The organism is Cysteiniphilum sp. 19S12-1 (genome assembly GCF_052030685.1).
Classification (GTDB): domain Bacteria; phylum Pseudomonadota; class Gammaproteobacteria; order Francisellales; family Francisellaceae; genus Caedibacter.
This window is the reverse complement of the sequence record NZ_JBQAJM010000024.1, coordinates 20709-37845: the sequence shown is the minus strand read 5'-3', so window position 1 is coordinate 37845 and position 17137 is coordinate 20709. Positions and strand designations below refer to the sequence as shown.

The 17137-nt window shown below is 38.9% G+C and carries 18 protein-coding genes; 3 read left to right on the top strand and 15 right to left on the bottom strand.

The annotated features are described in order from the left end of the window. Nucleotides 1–497 precede the first annotated feature (497 nt). Nucleotides 498–1757: an MFS transporter gene (locus ACTS4L_RS08630; protein WP_440617187.1), complete on the top strand. Its 1260-nt coding sequence runs from the start codon at nucleotides 498–500 to the stop codon at nucleotides 1755–1757. A gap of 32 nt (nucleotides 1758–1789) precedes the next feature. Here the strand turns inward: ACTS4L_RS08630 and ACTS4L_RS08625 are convergent, their stop codons facing one another. After that, nucleotides 1790–1969: a PLP-dependent transferase gene (locus ACTS4L_RS08625; RefSeq protein WP_440617189.1), complete on the bottom strand. Its 180-nt coding sequence runs from the start codon at nucleotides 1967–1969 to the stop codon at nucleotides 1790–1792. A gap of 127 nt (nucleotides 1970–2096) precedes the next feature. Here ACTS4L_RS08625 and ACTS4L_RS08620 point away from each other — a divergent pair, with 127 nt between their 5' ends. Together ACTS4L_RS08620 and ACTS4L_RS08615 are read left to right on the top strand one after the other, a co-directional pair. Further along, entirely contained in the window at nucleotides 2097–2960 is an 864-nt protein-coding gene (locus tag ACTS4L_RS08620) for a phospholipase A (protein WP_440617191.1), read from the top strand. A gap of 16 nt (nucleotides 2961–2976) precedes the next feature. Continuing rightward, nucleotides 2977–3444 (top strand): hypothetical protein, encoded by a 468-nt coding sequence (locus tag ACTS4L_RS08615; protein ID WP_440617192.1) that lies wholly within the window; start codon nucleotides 2977–2979, stop codon nucleotides 3442–3444. A 146-nt stretch (nucleotides 3445–3590) separates the two neighbouring features. Here ACTS4L_RS08615 and ACTS4L_RS08610 read toward each other — a convergent pair whose 3' ends face one another. The 14 genes from ACTS4L_RS08610 to trbE form a co-directional block, all read right to left on the bottom strand. Then, on the bottom strand, nucleotides 3591–5396 hold the full coding sequence (locus ACTS4L_RS08610; protein WP_440617193.1) for a type IV pilus secretin PilQ: 1806 nt from the start codon (nucleotides 5394–5396) through the stop codon (nucleotides 3591–3593). A 1-nt stretch (nucleotide 5397) separates the two neighbouring features. Continuing rightward, complete coding sequence (locus ACTS4L_RS08605) at nucleotides 5398–5934, bottom strand: pilus assembly protein PilP (protein WP_440617194.1); 537 nt, start codon at nucleotides 5932–5934, stop codon at nucleotides 5398–5400. Continuing rightward, nucleotides 5935–6534 (bottom strand): type 4a pilus biogenesis protein PilO, encoded by a 600-nt coding sequence (locus ACTS4L_RS08600; RefSeq protein ID WP_440617195.1) that lies wholly within the window; start codon nucleotides 6532–6534, stop codon nucleotides 5935–5937. It lies immediately after the preceding gene. Continuing rightward, nucleotides 6531–7079 (bottom strand): PilN domain-containing protein, encoded by a 549-nt coding sequence (locus ACTS4L_RS08595; RefSeq protein WP_440617196.1) that lies wholly within the window; start codon nucleotides 7077–7079, stop codon nucleotides 6531–6533. Before ACTS4L_RS08595 ends, ACTS4L_RS08600 begins: the two co-directional genes overlap by 4 nt. Then, nucleotides 7079–8041, bottom strand: a complete 963-nt coding sequence (gene pilM, locus ACTS4L_RS08590) for a type IV pilus biogenesis protein PilM (protein ID WP_440617198.1) — start codon at nucleotides 8039–8041, stop codon at nucleotides 7079–7081. Before pilM ends, ACTS4L_RS08595 begins: the two co-directional genes overlap by 1 nt. 69 nt (nucleotides 8042–8110) lie before the next feature. Then, a complete protein-coding gene (gene trbB, locus ACTS4L_RS08585; RefSeq protein ID WP_440617199.1) occupies nucleotides 8111–9061 on the bottom strand; it encodes a P-type conjugative transfer ATPase TrbB in 951 nt (316 codons plus the stop codon). Then, nucleotides 9058–9558 (bottom strand): signal peptidase I, encoded by a 501-nt coding sequence (gene lepB / locus ACTS4L_RS08580; protein WP_440617200.1) that lies wholly within the window; start codon nucleotides 9556–9558, stop codon nucleotides 9058–9060. The genes trbB and lepB overlap by 4 nt, the downstream gene beginning before the upstream one ends. Nucleotides 9559–9565: 7 nt before the next feature. Next, nucleotides 9566–10702 carry a type IV secretion system protein gene (locus ACTS4L_RS08575; RefSeq protein WP_440617201.1) on the bottom strand — a complete coding sequence of 379 codons (1137 nt, stop codon included), beginning with the start codon at nucleotides 10700–10702 and terminating at the stop codon, nucleotides 9566–9568. A gap of 7 nt (nucleotides 10703–10709) precedes the next feature. Next, nucleotides 10710–11090 (bottom strand): hypothetical protein, encoded by a 381-nt coding sequence (locus tag ACTS4L_RS08570; RefSeq protein ID WP_440617202.1) that lies wholly within the window; start codon nucleotides 11088–11090, stop codon nucleotides 10710–10712. Continuing rightward, nucleotides 11090–12337 (bottom strand): TrbI/VirB10 family protein, encoded by a 1248-nt coding sequence (locus ACTS4L_RS08565; RefSeq protein WP_440617203.1) that lies wholly within the window; start codon nucleotides 12335–12337, stop codon nucleotides 11090–11092. Before ACTS4L_RS08565 ends, ACTS4L_RS08570 begins: the two co-directional genes overlap by 1 nt. 18 nt (nucleotides 12338–12355) lie before the next feature. Beyond that, nucleotides 12356–13387 (bottom strand): TrbG/VirB9 family P-type conjugative transfer protein, encoded by a 1032-nt coding sequence (locus tag ACTS4L_RS08560; RefSeq protein ID WP_440617204.1) that lies wholly within the window; start codon nucleotides 13385–13387, stop codon nucleotides 12356–12358. Further along, entirely contained in the window at nucleotides 13384–14076 is a 693-nt protein-coding gene (locus tag ACTS4L_RS08555; RefSeq protein WP_440617205.1) for a VirB8/TrbF family protein, read from the bottom strand. The genes ACTS4L_RS08560 and ACTS4L_RS08555 overlap by 4 nt, the downstream gene beginning before the upstream one ends. Beyond that, nucleotides 14077–14700, bottom strand: a complete 624-nt coding sequence (locus ACTS4L_RS08550; protein ID WP_440617207.1) for a hypothetical protein — start codon at nucleotides 14698–14700, stop codon at nucleotides 14077–14079. Next, nucleotides 14690–17137, bottom strand: coding sequence for a conjugal transfer protein TrbE (gene trbE / locus ACTS4L_RS08545; protein WP_440617209.1), 2448 nt, complete (start codon nucleotides 17135–17137; stop codon nucleotides 14690–14692). The genes ACTS4L_RS08550 and trbE overlap by 11 nt, the downstream gene beginning before the upstream one ends.

Genomic DNA, 17137 nt, shown 5'->3' with positions numbered 1-17137 from the left:
ACTTGCATGTGTTAAGCATACCACCAGCGTTCAATCTGAGCCAGGATCAAACTCTTCAGTTTAAATCCTTAGATCATCAATTCCTGCCAAAAAACAAGAACTAACAACCCGCAAAAATTTTTGCTCAAAGTATTTAAGTATCTACATTTTATATCTCTTTAAACATCTCTCAAACCTTGCTACCAAGGCATTCTTGCGAACATTCTCACCAAGAACGAGGTGCCATTATACACACCAATTCTAACCCCGCAACCCCTTTTTTCATCTTTTTGTGTTTTTCTCGCTTTCACTGTTGTTTTGATCAAAAAAAAACCTGAATTACCATGAAGGGTTGCTCACTTTCAGATTATTCATAAAGGGCGAAAACTTCTTTGCCGCTGAACAATACAAAATGATTTACAAGTGGTATTAGATTTATTCCTAATATTACCTTGGTTTTAATCTCAATCTATGACACCCTTGAAAAGAACTGGATAGCACAAACCTTAAATTTCACGATGAAAAAATCTCTTATTAGCTTCGCTCGTCTTTCTTTTGGTAACATTATCGAGTGGTATGATTTCTCTTTATATATCTACTTTGCGATTTATATAGCAAAAGATTTTTTTCCAAGTCATGATCCTTATGTTAGCTTACTGTTAACGTTTACTACTTTTTTTCTTGGCTCACTCGTTCGCCCTCTAGGTGGTTTTTTGATTGGTTGGTTAAGTGATTATTATCACCCTAAGATCATGATTAATTTTTGTGTGATTGCGATGGGTATCTCGACCTTTCTAGTTGCACTATTGCCTGATTATCAAATGATTGGCATTTGGGCGCCGATATTATTAATTGCATTGCGCATCATCCAAGGTTTATCCGTTGGCGGACAATTTCCCGGTCTTATCTCGCTATCTGTAAAAGATCATCACAGTGATAAAGGCTTTGCAGTCGGCATGGTATTCTCCATATCATCATTAGGCTTCCTTCTTGCATCGATTGTTGGTTTTTTTGCCTCTAGTATTTTTTCACCTCATGATACACAATGGATTTGGCGCATCCCTTTTGCCTTAAGCGGTATCTTATTCCTTATTTATCTTTACCTTAATCGTAATGAAAGTTACCCAAGTGTTAACAAAAATAAAAACGAACGGCAAAATGTTTTTATCTGGCTTGTCAGCCAATATAAAGCCGTAATTGCTGTGAGCCTTTTAACAACGATGGCGGCATCACTGTATTATATTGTCTTTACCTACTTGGTGAACTATCAAATCACTGAGTTAAACATATCTGAACAGACTGCTTTTTTGATTAACAGCCTCACTTTAGTATTAGCCTGCATTTTTTATCCTATCTTTGGGCAACATGCCGATAAAATTGGGGCTAAGCGGCTTTTTTATATCGCTGCCATTTTGTTTTTCCTTTTAACCATTCCAATAATTTATTTGATTCAAACAAAGTCTCCAATCTGGGTGTTTTTGGCAATTACCATCTTGACTCTGCTGATGGCAGCAATTCAAGGCGCTATCTCACCACTGTTTGCTGAAGCATTTGATAGCCAATGGCAAACAACGGGGTGCGCACTTTCCTATAGCATTGGCAATGGCATCAGTGGTGCTGCCCCCCTTGTGGCATTATCTCTTGTGCACATGCATCCTGTATATGGTTTAAGCGTCCTAATTATGGGATTACTCTTTCTTGGCGGCATTGGTCTATTGCTCATTGGACGCATTAGACATTTGAAAAAACAATTAAGTTATCCAGTGAGCGTTAATTAACTGAAGTTACCAAGGAACTATTGCTTAGATACTTAACTAAGTGCTTGAGTAAGATCATCAATAATATCCTGTGGATGCTCTGCGCCTACACTTAAACGAATAAGATTTACTGGAATATTTGCAATATCACGCCCCATATCGCCTTGCTGTTGATGGGTTGATATCGCGGGAATCGTTGCGACAGATTTAATACGGCTCTGTCTGAGACTCAACCTCCAGCAAAATATGATCACCCCTAATTACAAGCTTAGATACAGTTTTACAAAAAATTAATGCTTAAGTTTAGATTTTTGCTGTAAATTTTTAGTGTCAATACAAGCTCACTAAAAAAGGAAAAATATGCTGTATCGGAATCATTTTGTTATTGGGATGGTTTTAGCTTCGCTGTTAACGCCATTACACTTTAGTTTTGCGAATGAAAGTGAGGTAGACGGTCATTCTTTAGATAAACCTTCAAATAGTTTTTTTGCCTCTAATATTATCGAGCCTGATGGACAAAACTATATTTTACCCTATTTCTATACAAAGGATATTCCCATGACGGGAATCAATCAAAGTCGAGGAAGAAATAATTATGAGGTTAAGTTTAATTTAGCGTTTAGAGCACAGCTTTGGAATAATATTTTTGGCAGTCCAATCTCTTGGTTTTTTAGCTATCATCAAGTGTCTTATTGGCAGCTGTATACCAACTCCGCTTATTTCCGAGAAACAAACTATACGCCATCAACCTATGTTAGCTATCGATTTCCAACTAGCTCAATAGTTCATTCATTGGACTTGGGTGTGGTTCATCAATCCAATGGTCAAGGTGGTGCGGATGAACGCAGCTGGAATCGAGCGTTTGCCAATGTTACATTTGCCTATAAAAAACATTTGTTACTCTCCATTAAACCCTGGTATCGAATCGATTCAGCACTTGGGATGCGCGATTATAATCCTGATATCACTGATTATTTAGGGCATGGAAATATTATTTTATCTTATGCAGTTTATGGTAACGAATTAACACTTAAGTCACGTAATAATTTTGAAAGTGGCTTTAAAAGAGGCGCTATCGAACTCACATGGAGTTTCCCAGTTTATAAGGGAATCAGAGGCTTTGTTGATGCATTCACAGGGTATGGGCAAAGCTTAATAGAATATAATCAATACACCAATAGCATAGGCATCGGGATAGACTTTAGTGATTATTTGTTCAACTAAAAAGCAAGGCAACTATATGAAAAAAATAATAACGACGCTATTAGGTATTGGGTTAATGGGTATGTATAGCCTTAGTAGTGCATATCTAAATCCAAAGTCGGATTTTACGTGTGATTTTAAACCAGATAGTCTTCAAACAAAGGGAATAGAACTAGCAATTGCAAACATGGTACAGAGTGGTCAAGAATTTAATAATCAGGATCATGTAGCGTGGATACGGCAGCCCTCAATGTCAGTAAACAATCGCTGGATAGGGAATATTGTTTATGTTAGTTATGTGGATTTTTGTGAGAGTGAGTATCATTATATACCAAATTCGCAAAAAGCAAAAATAGTAGCAAAAGAAATTTTGGCTAAGAATAAGATGCTCTTAGATCCAGATCCAGATTTTCCTGGTACTAAATGTAGGGCTTATGGGCAATCAATTCCTGGTTGCATTCTATTTTTATTGCAGACAAAGCAGTATCATCCTTATGCTCAGTGAAGCGATCGTCTAGTTTAGCTTTAAATCAATTACTGAAGTTACCCGCTTTTAAATTTCTCACACTCATGTTTCATTTTTAAATACATTTGATACGAGTTAAGTCCAGATACGCGTAAAAATAGGATTGATCTCCTTGCATATTAACATTAAAGTGCCTCCCTTTTGATAATCTTAGGGGTAATAAAAATCAGTAATTCTTTGTTCTCCGAACTATTACTGACACTACTAAATAACCAACCTAACAATGGAATATCCCCCAAGAAAGGCACCTTACTTTTTGAGTGTTCAACTGTTTTCTCGTAAATCCCACCCAAGACGACAGTCTGACCATTCTTAACCATAAGCTTTGTCTCGATTTCACGCTTATCAAGCGCAGGCTCCCCAGAAGTCCCAACACTGCCATCAGTTGATGGTGCGTCTTTTTTGACAGTAACATCCAAGACCACATGACCATTTGGTGCCACCTGAGGTTTCACTTTAAGCTCAAGTACGGCTTCTTTAAAGGCAATACTTGCCGCTCCTGAGGCACTACTCTCATTATATGGGATCTCTTTACCTTGCTTAATATAAGCTTCTGTATTTTCAGCAACAACTAAATGAGGCGAGGATACAATCTTGGCATCACCTTCGGTTTCAAGTGCAGATAGCTCTAAACTTAAATCAATTCCACCAAATAAGCCACTAAAAGCAAGTGTTGCGTTTGTAGAGCCCGGTTTCTCATCCTTTTTGTTAAGATAATTAGGTAAGATACTAATCGTACTACCTGAACTGTTTTTAGCCGTATAGCCAATCCCTAAATCAAATGCTGATTTTCTTGAGACTTCAACAATCCGTGCCTCAATCAATACTTGATCTACCGGCTCATCTAAATTTTCAATCATTGAGCGCACGGAATTGATATAATCTTTGGTATCGGTAATCACAATAGTATTGGTGCGTTCATCGGTCGCAATCGATCCACGTGATGATACAAACCCAGATTTCCCTGCTTCAATTACTTTCATCACTTCTTCTGCTTTAGCATAGTTAAGATGAATATACTCAGTAACCAATGGTGCTGCCGCCTGATTGGCTTTTTGTGCTGCGGCTGCTTCTTGATCTTGTGCTGCGATTTCTGCATTAGGTGCTATATATAAAATATTACCCATCAGACGCTTTCCAAGTCCTTTGGATACAAGGATAATATTCAACGCTTCTTCCCAAGGCACTTGATTTAAGTTTAACGAAACATTACCCTCAACCCCTTCACTAACGACAAGATTAAGACCAGCAAACTGCGCCATTGTTTGTAATAAAGCACGTACCGATACATCTTGAAACTTTAACGATATCTTCTTGTTAACATTAAAACCATCCACTTCTGTCTGCTGATTGGTTAAATCAACCTCAAGCATTTTATCCGTTGTTTTGCGCGTGAAGTTAAATGGCACTGCCGTATGAATGACAACAACTAAATCATTACCTTCTTGTGATAAATCAATCGAGTTGACAATTGTGTTAAATACGGTTGTATCGATATTGTGCAGCCAATAAGCAGCAATACTGGTATCCTTCAAGGTAATCAATAATGCGTTTTTATGCTCTGAAAACTCGACATATTGGGGCTGTTTTTTCCAAAGAAGCTTCAACACTCCGCCATTATTCAATGAACGCTGATAACGAATATCGTCAACATGGGCTTGCGAGCTATTTAAATTAATTTTACTTGCTTCTTTAATTGATGTTAGTACGTTTTTTTCAACAACTGCTTTCTTGCCATTTATTGTGGATAAGTTTTTAGGAGAATGGGCACTAGTTATCGCAGAAATTTTAGCGGCATTCTCTAAGTAGTGAGCCATATCCACATCAAGCGTAACTTTACCGAAATGCAACGTATCTGCTGCAACAGGAACTGTTATTGCACATGTTAAAACACATGCTGTTAATCTTAAGACGCTTGCCTTTAATAACATATTATTCTGCCTGATCTAAATTTAATACGGTGTTTACTTTGAGCCATTGCCCCTCTTTTCCTTTCTTCCTTTCATCAATCTCCACATACTTTGCCGTAATTTTATCAACGCGTCCATAATCGCGACCAATATAATCGCCAACTTGAACAATATTTGCATGTTGATTTTTTACATTGGTTATAATAGCCCAAAAATGCCCACTTTGCTCAATAACACCTGAAAATTTAAGGTCTTCTAATGGAATTTTCTCCAATGGTGACTTGCGTCTCGCCAGATCAGGCTCATATTGCTTATCATCAACCATCTGTGTTGGCGCCTCTTTCACTCTAAGCTTTGCTGGCGTGTCAAATGGATTTCTCAAGCCTTTTGTATTCATGGCTTGTGTTTTGATCATTTTAAGCTCCGGCAATCGAGGTACTTTATCTGCCGTTGTTTGTACTTTGGCTTTTTCAACAAACAATACCAAATCTTTGGGTGCTGCTAATGCCAAGTGTGACACAACACAAACAATAATAACCAACAAGATCCGCCTAAACATCTACTCCCCCTCTTTGCCTGGTTTTGATTTTAGGCTAAAGGTTTGCAGATTCATGCTCATCTGCAAAATACCATTCTCACTCACTGTGTTATAAGGGACAATACGATAATTTTCAATCAAAATAATTCGTGGTAATGTTTCAAGCTTATTCACAAAATGAGATAGCTGTTCAAAGGTGCCGTCACATGCTAGTTGGATATTAAGAATTGCATAATTATCTTTATAATCTAAGGGTTGTGGGTTTAGCACTTTCACACGTAACCCATTTTGAAATGCCAAATCCGATAACTGCTCAATTAATTGAGGTAATTCGCTATCGGTTGGTAAGGCTTGCAACGATGCATTAAACTTATTTTTCAAGATTTCAACTTGTTGCTGCAAAACAGGTAATGATTTACTGCGGGCAATGTTTCTAATCAATTCACTTTTATATTGTTCTTCCAAAGCAAAAGCATTTGTTCTCTCTTGATAGCGCATACTAACAATGGTTGAATAGCCTAATAGCACAACGAGAATAAGCACAACAGTCGATATAATCAACTTCAACCACAAAGGTTGCGTGCTTAGCTTATCTAGCAACAAAATGAGCTTCTTTTTCATTTTGCCGCCTCCTGTTTCACGCTTATTTTAAACGCATTCTCAGCACCAAAGCCAGACTTTCCAATCAAACTGATATTCGCCAAAGTAGGTCGATCAAACTCAGATGAGTCTTCCAAAGCACGCATAAACTGTGCTACCGCTTTACTATTTTCAGCGCGCCCTTCTAAAACCAACTCATCTTTATTTTTTTCAATACTAATTAAGTAAGCAGTATCAGGCAAAGTTTGTGACAATCCAAACCACGCACCTAATACTTTTTGCCGCTCTTTCTTTAAGTTATTTAAAAGCTCAATTTTGCGAATGAGTTCTAACTTCTCTTCTTCAAGCTTAACTAATTCCGCATTATTCTTTAAAAAATTGGTATTTTGCGTGCGTAAATACTCATTACGTTCATACTGATTAGATAATCCTTCTGACGCAATGACAAGCCAAATAAACGTAATGATCACACCAACAAGCACAACAAATCCAAAATCAAGCGCCAAAGATTTTAAATGCTTTCTTTGACGCATTTCACGCCATGGTAAAAGATTAAAGTTATGCATCAGCTCACCTCCGGTCGAGTTGCCAGAGCGATCGTTAATAGATATGACGCCTTGTGTTCAATATCCGCTGCCACTTGTGAGTTCTCTAAATGTGCAAATGGATCTAATATCACCACATCTAATTGCATCATTTCTTTAAAACTGACAATGATATTTTCAATCTCAACACGATCACCGTATAACACAATTTTTTTTAGCTTTTTACCACGATTGGATACTTCAAACATCTGCATATTACGCATCAACCAAGCATTTAATGCATTCAAGTATTCTGCTTCACTTAATCCGCCTGAAATGGTTTTCTGCTCAGAAAGATAAATTTGATTTTCATCAAGAATGTGCAATTTGAAGCGTTTGAAATTCAAACAAATCAGTGCCCAACAATCTTGCTTCTCCTCAGGGTAAAAAATCTCAACAAAACGTTGTAATACATAATTATCAATATCAATGATCTCAAGCCGTAAACGGCATATCTGGGCTAACTGCTGATATTGTGCAATTTGATCTTTATGTGCCGCAATAAACAACACTTCCTGTTTGCTAACATTAGCACTCTCTTCTTTTCTTTGTATCTCAAAATCATAAAAGGTTTCTTCCGGCGGATAAGATACATGTTTGTTGAAATCTATCACAATCTCATCATGAATTTGCGCATCATTCAGCCCCTCATCAAAGCGCAAACGCTTACTAATAACATTCGCACCATTGATAACAAAGGCTGCCTGTTTATGCTTAATCTTATTGCGCTTTAAAAGTCCTATTAAACTCTCAGCCACCTCAGCAAAATCAATGATCTGTCCATTTTCAATCATGCCATGTTCAAGCTCAGCACTATCGGCTGCTATTAACTCATAACCTTGATTTTTTTTTCTTAAGACAACAATGCGTAAAAAATAGTCAGACCAATCAATAGCAACCAATCCTTTGTTTTTCAAGCGTGTCATCATATAAGAAAGCGGCATGCTTATTCGTCCTTTTAACTTCAACTTCTGACAGTATAGCCAAGCTTAAAGCAAAAAACAGCGTCAATACTAGATTTTGTAGGGTTTTAAAAGATATTCACCCTTTTCATAGCCTGATAATTCAACCAGGTCTGTAATTTTACGCTTACCCATTTTATCTCGTGCAATAAATACAAATAGATCAATTGCTTGCAAAATAAGCGTTCTAGGCACAGTGACCACGGCTTCTTGAATCAAGTCTTCAAAACGATAAGGTGCCGACTCAACGCTATTGGCGTGAATCGTGCAGACCCCGCCAGGATGCCCCGTATTCCAAGCTTTCAACAAATCAAGCGCGGAACCATCTCTGACCTCACCGATAACAATTCTATCTGGACGCATTCTTAACGAGCCCTTAACCAAATCACGCATCGTCACGGAGGTTGTTGTTGTCATCGTCACCAAATCATCAACTTCCACTTGAAGTTCAGGCAAATCCTCAATCACCAAAATACGATCTTGACTGCCTTGCAACTCTGCTAATAACGCATTACAAAAAGTTGTTTTACCAGAGCCTGTGCCACCAACAACAACGATATTTTTGCGCTCAACAACGGCACGTCTTAAACCTTCCGCCTGATCATGTGTTAAAGCGCCTTGCTCAACATATTGATCTAAAGCAAAAATCGCAATGGCACGTCTTCTAATTGAAAAACATGCACGATTAACTACCGGAGGTAACCATCCTTGGAAACGCGCACCTTGAAATGGGAGCTCTGCCGACACCTCAGGGTGTTCATCATTGGCAACATGATTTTTAAACGATGCAACAAGCTTGACGATATTTTCACTTTGCTCCGCCGGAATATAAATATCCGTTGCAACTTTCCCCTCACCAATGCGCTCATAATGCAAGCGACCATCTGGGTTTAGCATAATCTCAATGATTTTTTCATCATAAAGATAATCCATCACCTCTTTGCCAAAGGCAGTTTTTAACATGTTTAACTGCCGCTCTTCAATCAATGCTCTTTGTATCATAATTTTACTGCCTTACTCATAATCTGTGACTTATCAACCAATCCATAGTAGCGACTATCGAATGAATGAGGATTTGCAACACCTTGCATAAAGTATCTGCCTTTAGGTATTTTCCCACAAAATTGAAATACCGGTAGCATGTTTCCTTTACCATCTGTTTGATAGATCTTGCCAATCCACTGTTCATTAATATAGACATTTTGCCCTTTTATACATAACAAATCGCCCGGCACGCCCACTATTTTCTTTAAAAGAGGGATGTTTCTTGGCAACCATTTTCTTGTCAAAATATAATGCTCTGTTTGCTGATTTGGTATAAATACCACATTGTCGCCTTTATGATAATCTGCTACAGGATAGGTGAAATACCAACCTTCGGGCATACTTGGTGTTAATTGCTGAATAAAACCAATATGTAAGACTTTTAATAGCCACAACAAAGCATACAGTATCGCTAAAATAGCAAGAGTTTTATATAAAAATGAAAACCTTGCCACTGTTTTATCAATCTTCTTTTATTTTACGAATGGTGCTATCAGAAATACTCTTATTAACATTGGAGGCATCAGAAACCTTATCTTGTTTCTTCCCAGCCACGGCACCACCTTGAACCGTTGTAGAGACGTTGACATTCGTACTTCCTCCACCTACTGCACCTCCTCCACCAGTTACTACTGTGGCACCTGATTGCACTGAACCACCCATTGCCGTACTAGACCCTGCAACACCATGCATTGAAGAGGCGGCACCCACTGGTGATACAGAAACTGAAGTGGATTGCGCTGGCTGATTAACCACAACATGCGCTGCCGCTGGTGATGACATATTCTGGAAGATATTACCACCTGGCTTACCGACCGCTTTAGCCAGATAATTTGGCAAAGTATAAATCAAAATCAATAAAATAAAGGAGGTAAAGAATAATGCTAAGGGTTTCTCAAGACTTGTTGAATCGCTAATTGCTGTAATTTTTAAGCTTTGGAATAACGTAAATGCCACACCCAGAATAAATATCACGGCAAGCAATCTCACACCTGCTCTTAATAAATGCTGTATCGACTTATAAAATAAATCCTGTATAGGTTTAAACACACCCAACGGCACCACAATTAAAGACAATACTGCCACAAAATAAAATAGCACCACTGAAATAATGATTTGCGCACCTATAGCAGCAAAGATTAGTAAAAGCCCCATACCCAAAACCAGATAAAGCATCGACAATCCCATGTTAAATGTTCCATATTGCACCGAGATCTTAAGCATCGACACGCCTGCTTTAAAACCGATCCCCCATAGCTTACCAGGGCTATATAACAAGGCTTGTGATTTCTCAGGTGCGACGATATAGCCAACCTTTATAAAAGTTGCCAAGATCATTTGCAGCAGTTCAGGGAAATATTTGACAATGGTAAAAAACAAACCAATTTTAATGATCTTAACAATAAGGTTGCCAACACCTTCATCTTGTTTGATCACCCATACCAATCCAAAGATAACAAGCTCAAGACTGGCAACAATTGCTAAAAGTGCTAACGCAGAACCTTGCAATGCACTAAATTTCGCATTGATTTGCTCGATAAACCCAAATTGGATTTTATCAAGTAGTTGTGTTCCTAACACACTGGTTACATCTGCCATACCTTACCTACTGGTTACCTTGGACATCATCGCCTAAAATTTTCGCAAATGGATTTTCAACGGGGGCACCACTGCCATCACCACCTTCAAATTGATCTGACGTTGGGTTTTGCCCAACATCAGCAAAGAAGTCTTGTTTTGACTGTCCATCATCTTGCAACAGCTTATCAAACACTTTAAGCCCTTTAGATGTTTTTTTATTCATCTCCTGCACAAGCTGTTGATTGCTTTGATTGTTACTACTGCTATTATTACTGTTATTTGCATTATTATCATTATTTGAGTTATAGGGGTTATTATAATTATTATTACTATCCGACGAACTATCATAGGCAAAAGCCTGTGTGCACAGACTCAATAATATCAAAGCAATACATAAAAAACGCATTATTCACTCTGCCCATAAGGTGGTAAATAAGTGTCTTTAGTGACGAGCACCGAGAACTCCTTACCAGAGTTAATCGTAATTGTCGGCTTAATATTCATCGCTCGATCAGTAATCTTACCACCTACTTGTGTTGCCGTTTGTCCCAGACTTTGCAAGACAGAGTTTTGAGCAACCTGGCCATAATTAGGAACAAACTGACCATCTACATATTGCCCTGTCTGACCTTGAGAGGCCACCTGCGCTGCTACCGCCGGTACATTAAAGACGGTTGACAAGGCGGCAGCACCAATTAACTGACCCCAGTGATTGTTGACTTCATCAGCCAATCCTGAAACACCTGAATCATCCATACCTTGCTGATTTGGTAAGATAATTGATGTGCCATCGGGACGAATTAAACGAATAAACTTCACTTGCACACTGGTGTCACCATAAACCGTACTTGAGTTATACTGCCCAATCAACGAGCTTCCTCTTGGGATTAATAGCACTGTACCTGTTAATGTGTCATAAACATCTTTCGCAACACGTGCGACAATAGTCCCAGGTAAATCCGATACAATCTTTGTTTGCAAAATGGCAGGAATAGAATTACCCGCCATAATCACATTATCTGAAATTGGCTTTTGAATGGTATTCTCATTGGTAATGTCTTTTGCCGTTAAACCACCTTTCATAAAGTTTTCGCGTTGCTCTTCTGGTGTTTTAGCTGCCTGTGAGCCGTCATGCTTTAATTTATCTTTATCCTTGTTATCCTGAGGGATTGGTCGCGGCGCACCACCTCCAAAAAAGATTGGTGCATTCATCGCTTCACGATCCATTGGCGAATAACTTGGTTGAGCAGGTTTTTCTGGGCTTCTTGGTTGATTTTTCAAACTATTAATCTGTGTCTGCAATTCCTGCAATTGTGAGCGCTGCTGATTAATCATGCGCTGTAACTCTGGGTTTTCTTGTTGCACGACTTTAACAGGCTGATCCATACCCAAACGCTTACGAATTGCTTGCGCATCTTTATAACTGGATAGCTCATCAGAAACTTTGAGGCTTTTTCCTGAAGCGTTCGCGCTAAGATCAGAACTGTTCATGCCAGTCGAGCTTTTCTTTGGTGCATTAATCGAAAAAATAAACGCCACAATAATAATTAAAAGCAAACCACCACCAACAATAGTGATTAACTTTTTGTTTAGCTCTGATGATTTTGGCGGTGACGCCCTTAATCCCAGTTTATCTTGTTCTTTCTTAGCCATAATAACCCTTGATTATGCTTACTTCTGTGAAATCTCAACAACTGTTTCACCTGACTCTTTAGTGCCTGCTTTCAAGTAGGCATTCTTAATAACTGTATCAATTACCATATAATCCCCCTTCATGCGCCAGTTAAAGTTCGCTGTGCCATAGTTGCCATCATTTGATTGAACAAATGGTACTGGCATCGTTGCATTGCTAACTACTACCTCATGTGGGAATTTGATGAAGGTCTGATGTCCTGAGCTAAATATCTGCTCTGGATACCATTTTGGCGTATCACCCTTTAACATGCTCCAATTATAGTTGAAACTCATATGAGATAAACTTAAATCAAGTCCTGCGTTTTGCTGTGGTGGCGGCAATAATTTGCTATCACCGTTTGATGCATTCATATCACCTAAATTGCCACCATTAAAACCTTGCACCATTGCACTTGGGTATTGCCATTTCACCGACACCATTGCTTGATCCTGATCTACCGACTTTAAGATCAAATGATAAGTGCGTTTATTGGTTGTAATGATCATCGAGTTGGTTAGGTCTGTTTTCTGTGGCTTGATCAAAATATGCCAACGCAAATCTTTGCCCTCACCGCTATAGGTTGAAGCAATCTGCCAACGAAGCGTATCACCTGCCGCTTGTGAGATAATTTTCTCGCCTGGTTCAAATACGACATCGGTAATATTCAAAGGCGCTGCATAAATAGTATACATTGCCCCTGGCATATAGCTATAAGTCATCATCGCATTAAAAAAGTCACTTTGATCTGGAAACTGCTGCGCATCTTTATTGGCTTTAGCAACCGCTTCTTCTTTGGTTAAAACCGGCTTTTTGGCTGCTTTTTCCGCTTTACTGTTTGGCACAGGACGCAGCTGCCCTGGCATTGGCACGGGAATATACTCACGCACAACTTTAGTGCCTGCGGCATCTGCGGGCTTTGCTTGCACAAATTTACCTGAGTCAATGTCACCTTGATAACTATTTGTCGCACAGCCTGCCATTGCAATTGCAGTAAGTGGTAATAAACGGCTAATTTTATTTAATTTCATTGACTTGATCCTTTTTCGCTAAATGAGAAGAAACCTATTTTTAATCCTAGTGGGTTAAGTACCATTTGATTTAATGTCTTCGGTGGAGTACTCGGTGAGAAGGTAAATATCCCACTATATGTTTTAACACTCTCAATACCCCCATCTTTATTGTATGTTGTTGACTGAAAAGTCACTTCAAAACTATTATTACTGGCCTCATTGGCATTCGTAACCACAGTAGTAACCGTTTTATCGCCCACAAGCTTCAGTGGTTTAATTGCCTGATAAACTTGCTTTAACTGATCTTCCGCGCGACCTGAAACTGCTAGTAAAGCCGACTGCCATTGGCGATTAAGAACGACTGGGTCTAAAGGAATCTCAGTAATATTTTTGATAAAATCACTGACAAATGCAATTTTCTGCGCAACTGTGGGTGTATAGCTTTGCGATGCAGTTTGCACATTGACCACACTCTCTTGTGGCTTGACTTCAGCAACATAAACGTACATTTGCTGACGATTCGCCTCAATAATGATGGCAAGCAATAATAAGATACAAACGATCAAAATAGCAATTGCTGCCATCATCCAGTTACGTGCTTGCTTTTTAGCACTACCAATACGCAACTCCCATTCTTCATAGGCTTTTTGGTAGTCTGTTTTCTGCGCTTTTTGCACTTTTTGCGTTTCTTGCATTTCTTTTTCCATCTACAATAACCTTTCAATTGCTAGATTTTGAATATAGATTCCTAAAGGATTAATTTTCACTTGCTCTTTTGTTGTTAGCGGTTGGTGCCCAAACTGTCCAGAAACAACCAATATTGCCGTACCTTGTTTATCAACTAATTCACCGCTGAAATTTAAAGCATTCATTGTGAATTTATCAAATGTTGCTGCTTTAAGCTCGCTCTGCGCAATCCCAACAATACCTTGCTTTAATGCAAGTTGCGAGTCCTCATCCAAAAACTTATTATAGACATCGCCTGATTGATCGCCGATTAAGAGTGACTTAACAAACCCTTCTAATACAGTTTGACTCACGGTATAATCAGGACTCAACAACTCAGGTGGGGATTTTAAAAAACCTTTACTGGTGACCTGCTCAACCAATATTTTATAAGGGATAGAGTTTAAATAACCCACTAAAATCAGTGATAAAACAAAGCTCAATCCCACACCACTAAAAAAAATAACTCGCCAAATATACGCTTTATAGATGAGCTGCCCAATGGGTTTATCAAACAACTGATTTTGCTTTTGAAATGGTGTAATCACTTCAGTTTGCCGATAAGACTGAATTTCTTTACCAAAGGGAAATCCGCTAGGTTGCATCTATATCCCCCTTGTAGTGCTTTTTGACAATATCATATGCCCAGTCAAGCCCTTTGCCATGCAAATAGCTTTTTAAGAAATAATCATAGCCCTTATGTTGCGCCAGTATTTCCCTAATATGCTTACGATCTTCAGGTCTGCTTACTGCACAAAAAGCCAATGCAATAGGCCCCAAGCCTAAATCAAATAGGCAGTTACCTTTATGTGACTGGAAATAATACTGCCGCTTAGGCATCGCATGGGCTAAAATTTGCACTTGTCTTAAATTGAGTCCCAGTGACTCATAGCCTTGCGAAACTGCAGGCTCCATTGCACGATCATTTGGCAAGAAAATGCGCGATGGACATGACTCATTAAGCGCTGATACTAGGGGTGATTTCACCGCATCATCAACTGATTGTGTTGCAAAAATCACCGACACATTTAACTTTCTTAATGTTTTCAACCATTCTTTAATTTTTGAAGCAAAAATCGGATGATCTAAAAACAACCATGCTTCATCAAGGATCATCAAACTAGGTCGACCATCAAAACGCTTCTCAAGGATATGGAAAATATAAGCCAACACGGGCGCAATAATATTTGGCATTGCCATCAAGCGTTCCATCTCAAAACACTGCCAATTAGCATCACTAAAGTGCTCTTCATCGCAATCGAGTATCTCGCCATACGGACCACCTAACACATAGGAATCAAGTGCCATTCTTAGTGCTCTATCTTGCACAAAAGAACGAAGACCTGTTAATGTGCGCTGTTCTTTTGGCACCTCTGATAAGTTCATTAAAGCAAGCCAAACGGTTTCTTTAACCTCAGGAGTTACCTCTACTTTTTCATTTTCTAAAAGTCCAAGCACCCAATCATGCGCCCAAACACGTTCAGTTGTTTGATCTATCTCGGCTAATGGCTGAAATACTAAACCGCCTTTACCAACATCGCCCACTTCATAAAAATGACCTTTAACCCCTTGCGTTAACGCAAAGAAACTGCCACCTTTATCAAATATAAATACTTGCGCATTGTCATAACGCAAAAATTGCGCTGCCATTACGTTTAATAGCACCGATTTACCTGCGCCTGTTGGTCCCAAAATCATTTGATGCCCAACATCGCCAATATGATTAGATAATCTAAATGGTGTATTACCTGCCGTGCGCGCATATAACAATGGCGGTGCTTTTAAATGCGCATTAATCTCAGGTCCTGCCCAAACTGCTGAAAATGGTAATAAATGTGCTAAGTTTAAACTATGCATTAATGGCGTGCGCACATTAGCATTGGCTTGTCCTGGAACCGATGACAACCATGCTTCGACTGAGTTAATTGTCTCTGACACAGTAACAAAGCCAAGTCCATTGACAACACGCTCTACTTCACGTTGTTTCTCATAGACCTTATCTTTATCCGTATCCCATACGGTCACTGTTGCCGTGTAGTAACCAAATGATACTAAATCATCAGAAAGCTCCGATAACGCCTCATCGGCATCGTTAGATTTTTGTACAGCTGCACTATCAACCATCGCGCTTTCGCTTTTTGACATCACTTCTTTTAAAATCGTCAGCCCGCCCTTGCGTTTAGCAAACCATTGGCGCTTATAACTTTTAAGTACTTTTTCAGCATCGGTTTTATCTAATGGTAAAAAGCGAGTCACCCAACGGTATTGCAATGGCAAATGATTTAATCCATCTAAAATTGCTGGCACGGATGTTGTTGGAAATCCTAAAATAGAAATCGTTTTTAGATAATACTTACCCAACTTTGGCTCAAGTCCTCCAAGCAGTGGTGTGTCGGCTAACACGCCATCTAAGTAGCTTGGATTATCAGGCACATTGACTTTATGTGCGCGCTCCGAAACGCAATTATGTAAATAACTTAATGTTTCCTCATCACTTAGCTCAGTAATTTCATACATATAATCTTGCATGATATCGTACAACTGATTAACCGTCGCTGAGAAATAATTCATCAACTTCTTATAACCGGCATCATGCTCATCATCACTTTTTTTCTCTTTAACGAAAAGACCTGAGAGCTTAGAAACCGATTCTTTTTGTGGCAAATATTGAAAGGTCAAAAAATATTCACTTTCATAATTTTCACCTTTGCGCTCAAAGAGATCTTTACGCTCAACATCAATTAACCAACTTACTGCATCAGGGAAATAGTTCTCTGAAGGGTAACTCATCGCTGCTTTGCGACGCGCTTCGACATACAGAGCCCAACCAGAACCTAAACGTTTTAAGGTGTTATTCAGTCGCGCGGTAATTGATACCAATTGCGATTGCGTTGAGGACTCCAAATCGGGCCCTCTAAACGCAAATGTTTTTTGAAACGAGCCATCTTTATTCAATATCACGCCTTTATCAACAAGCACAGCCCAAGGCAATAAGTCACTTATTCTGTCAGGCTTTTTTCTATACTCTGCGATATTGAACAT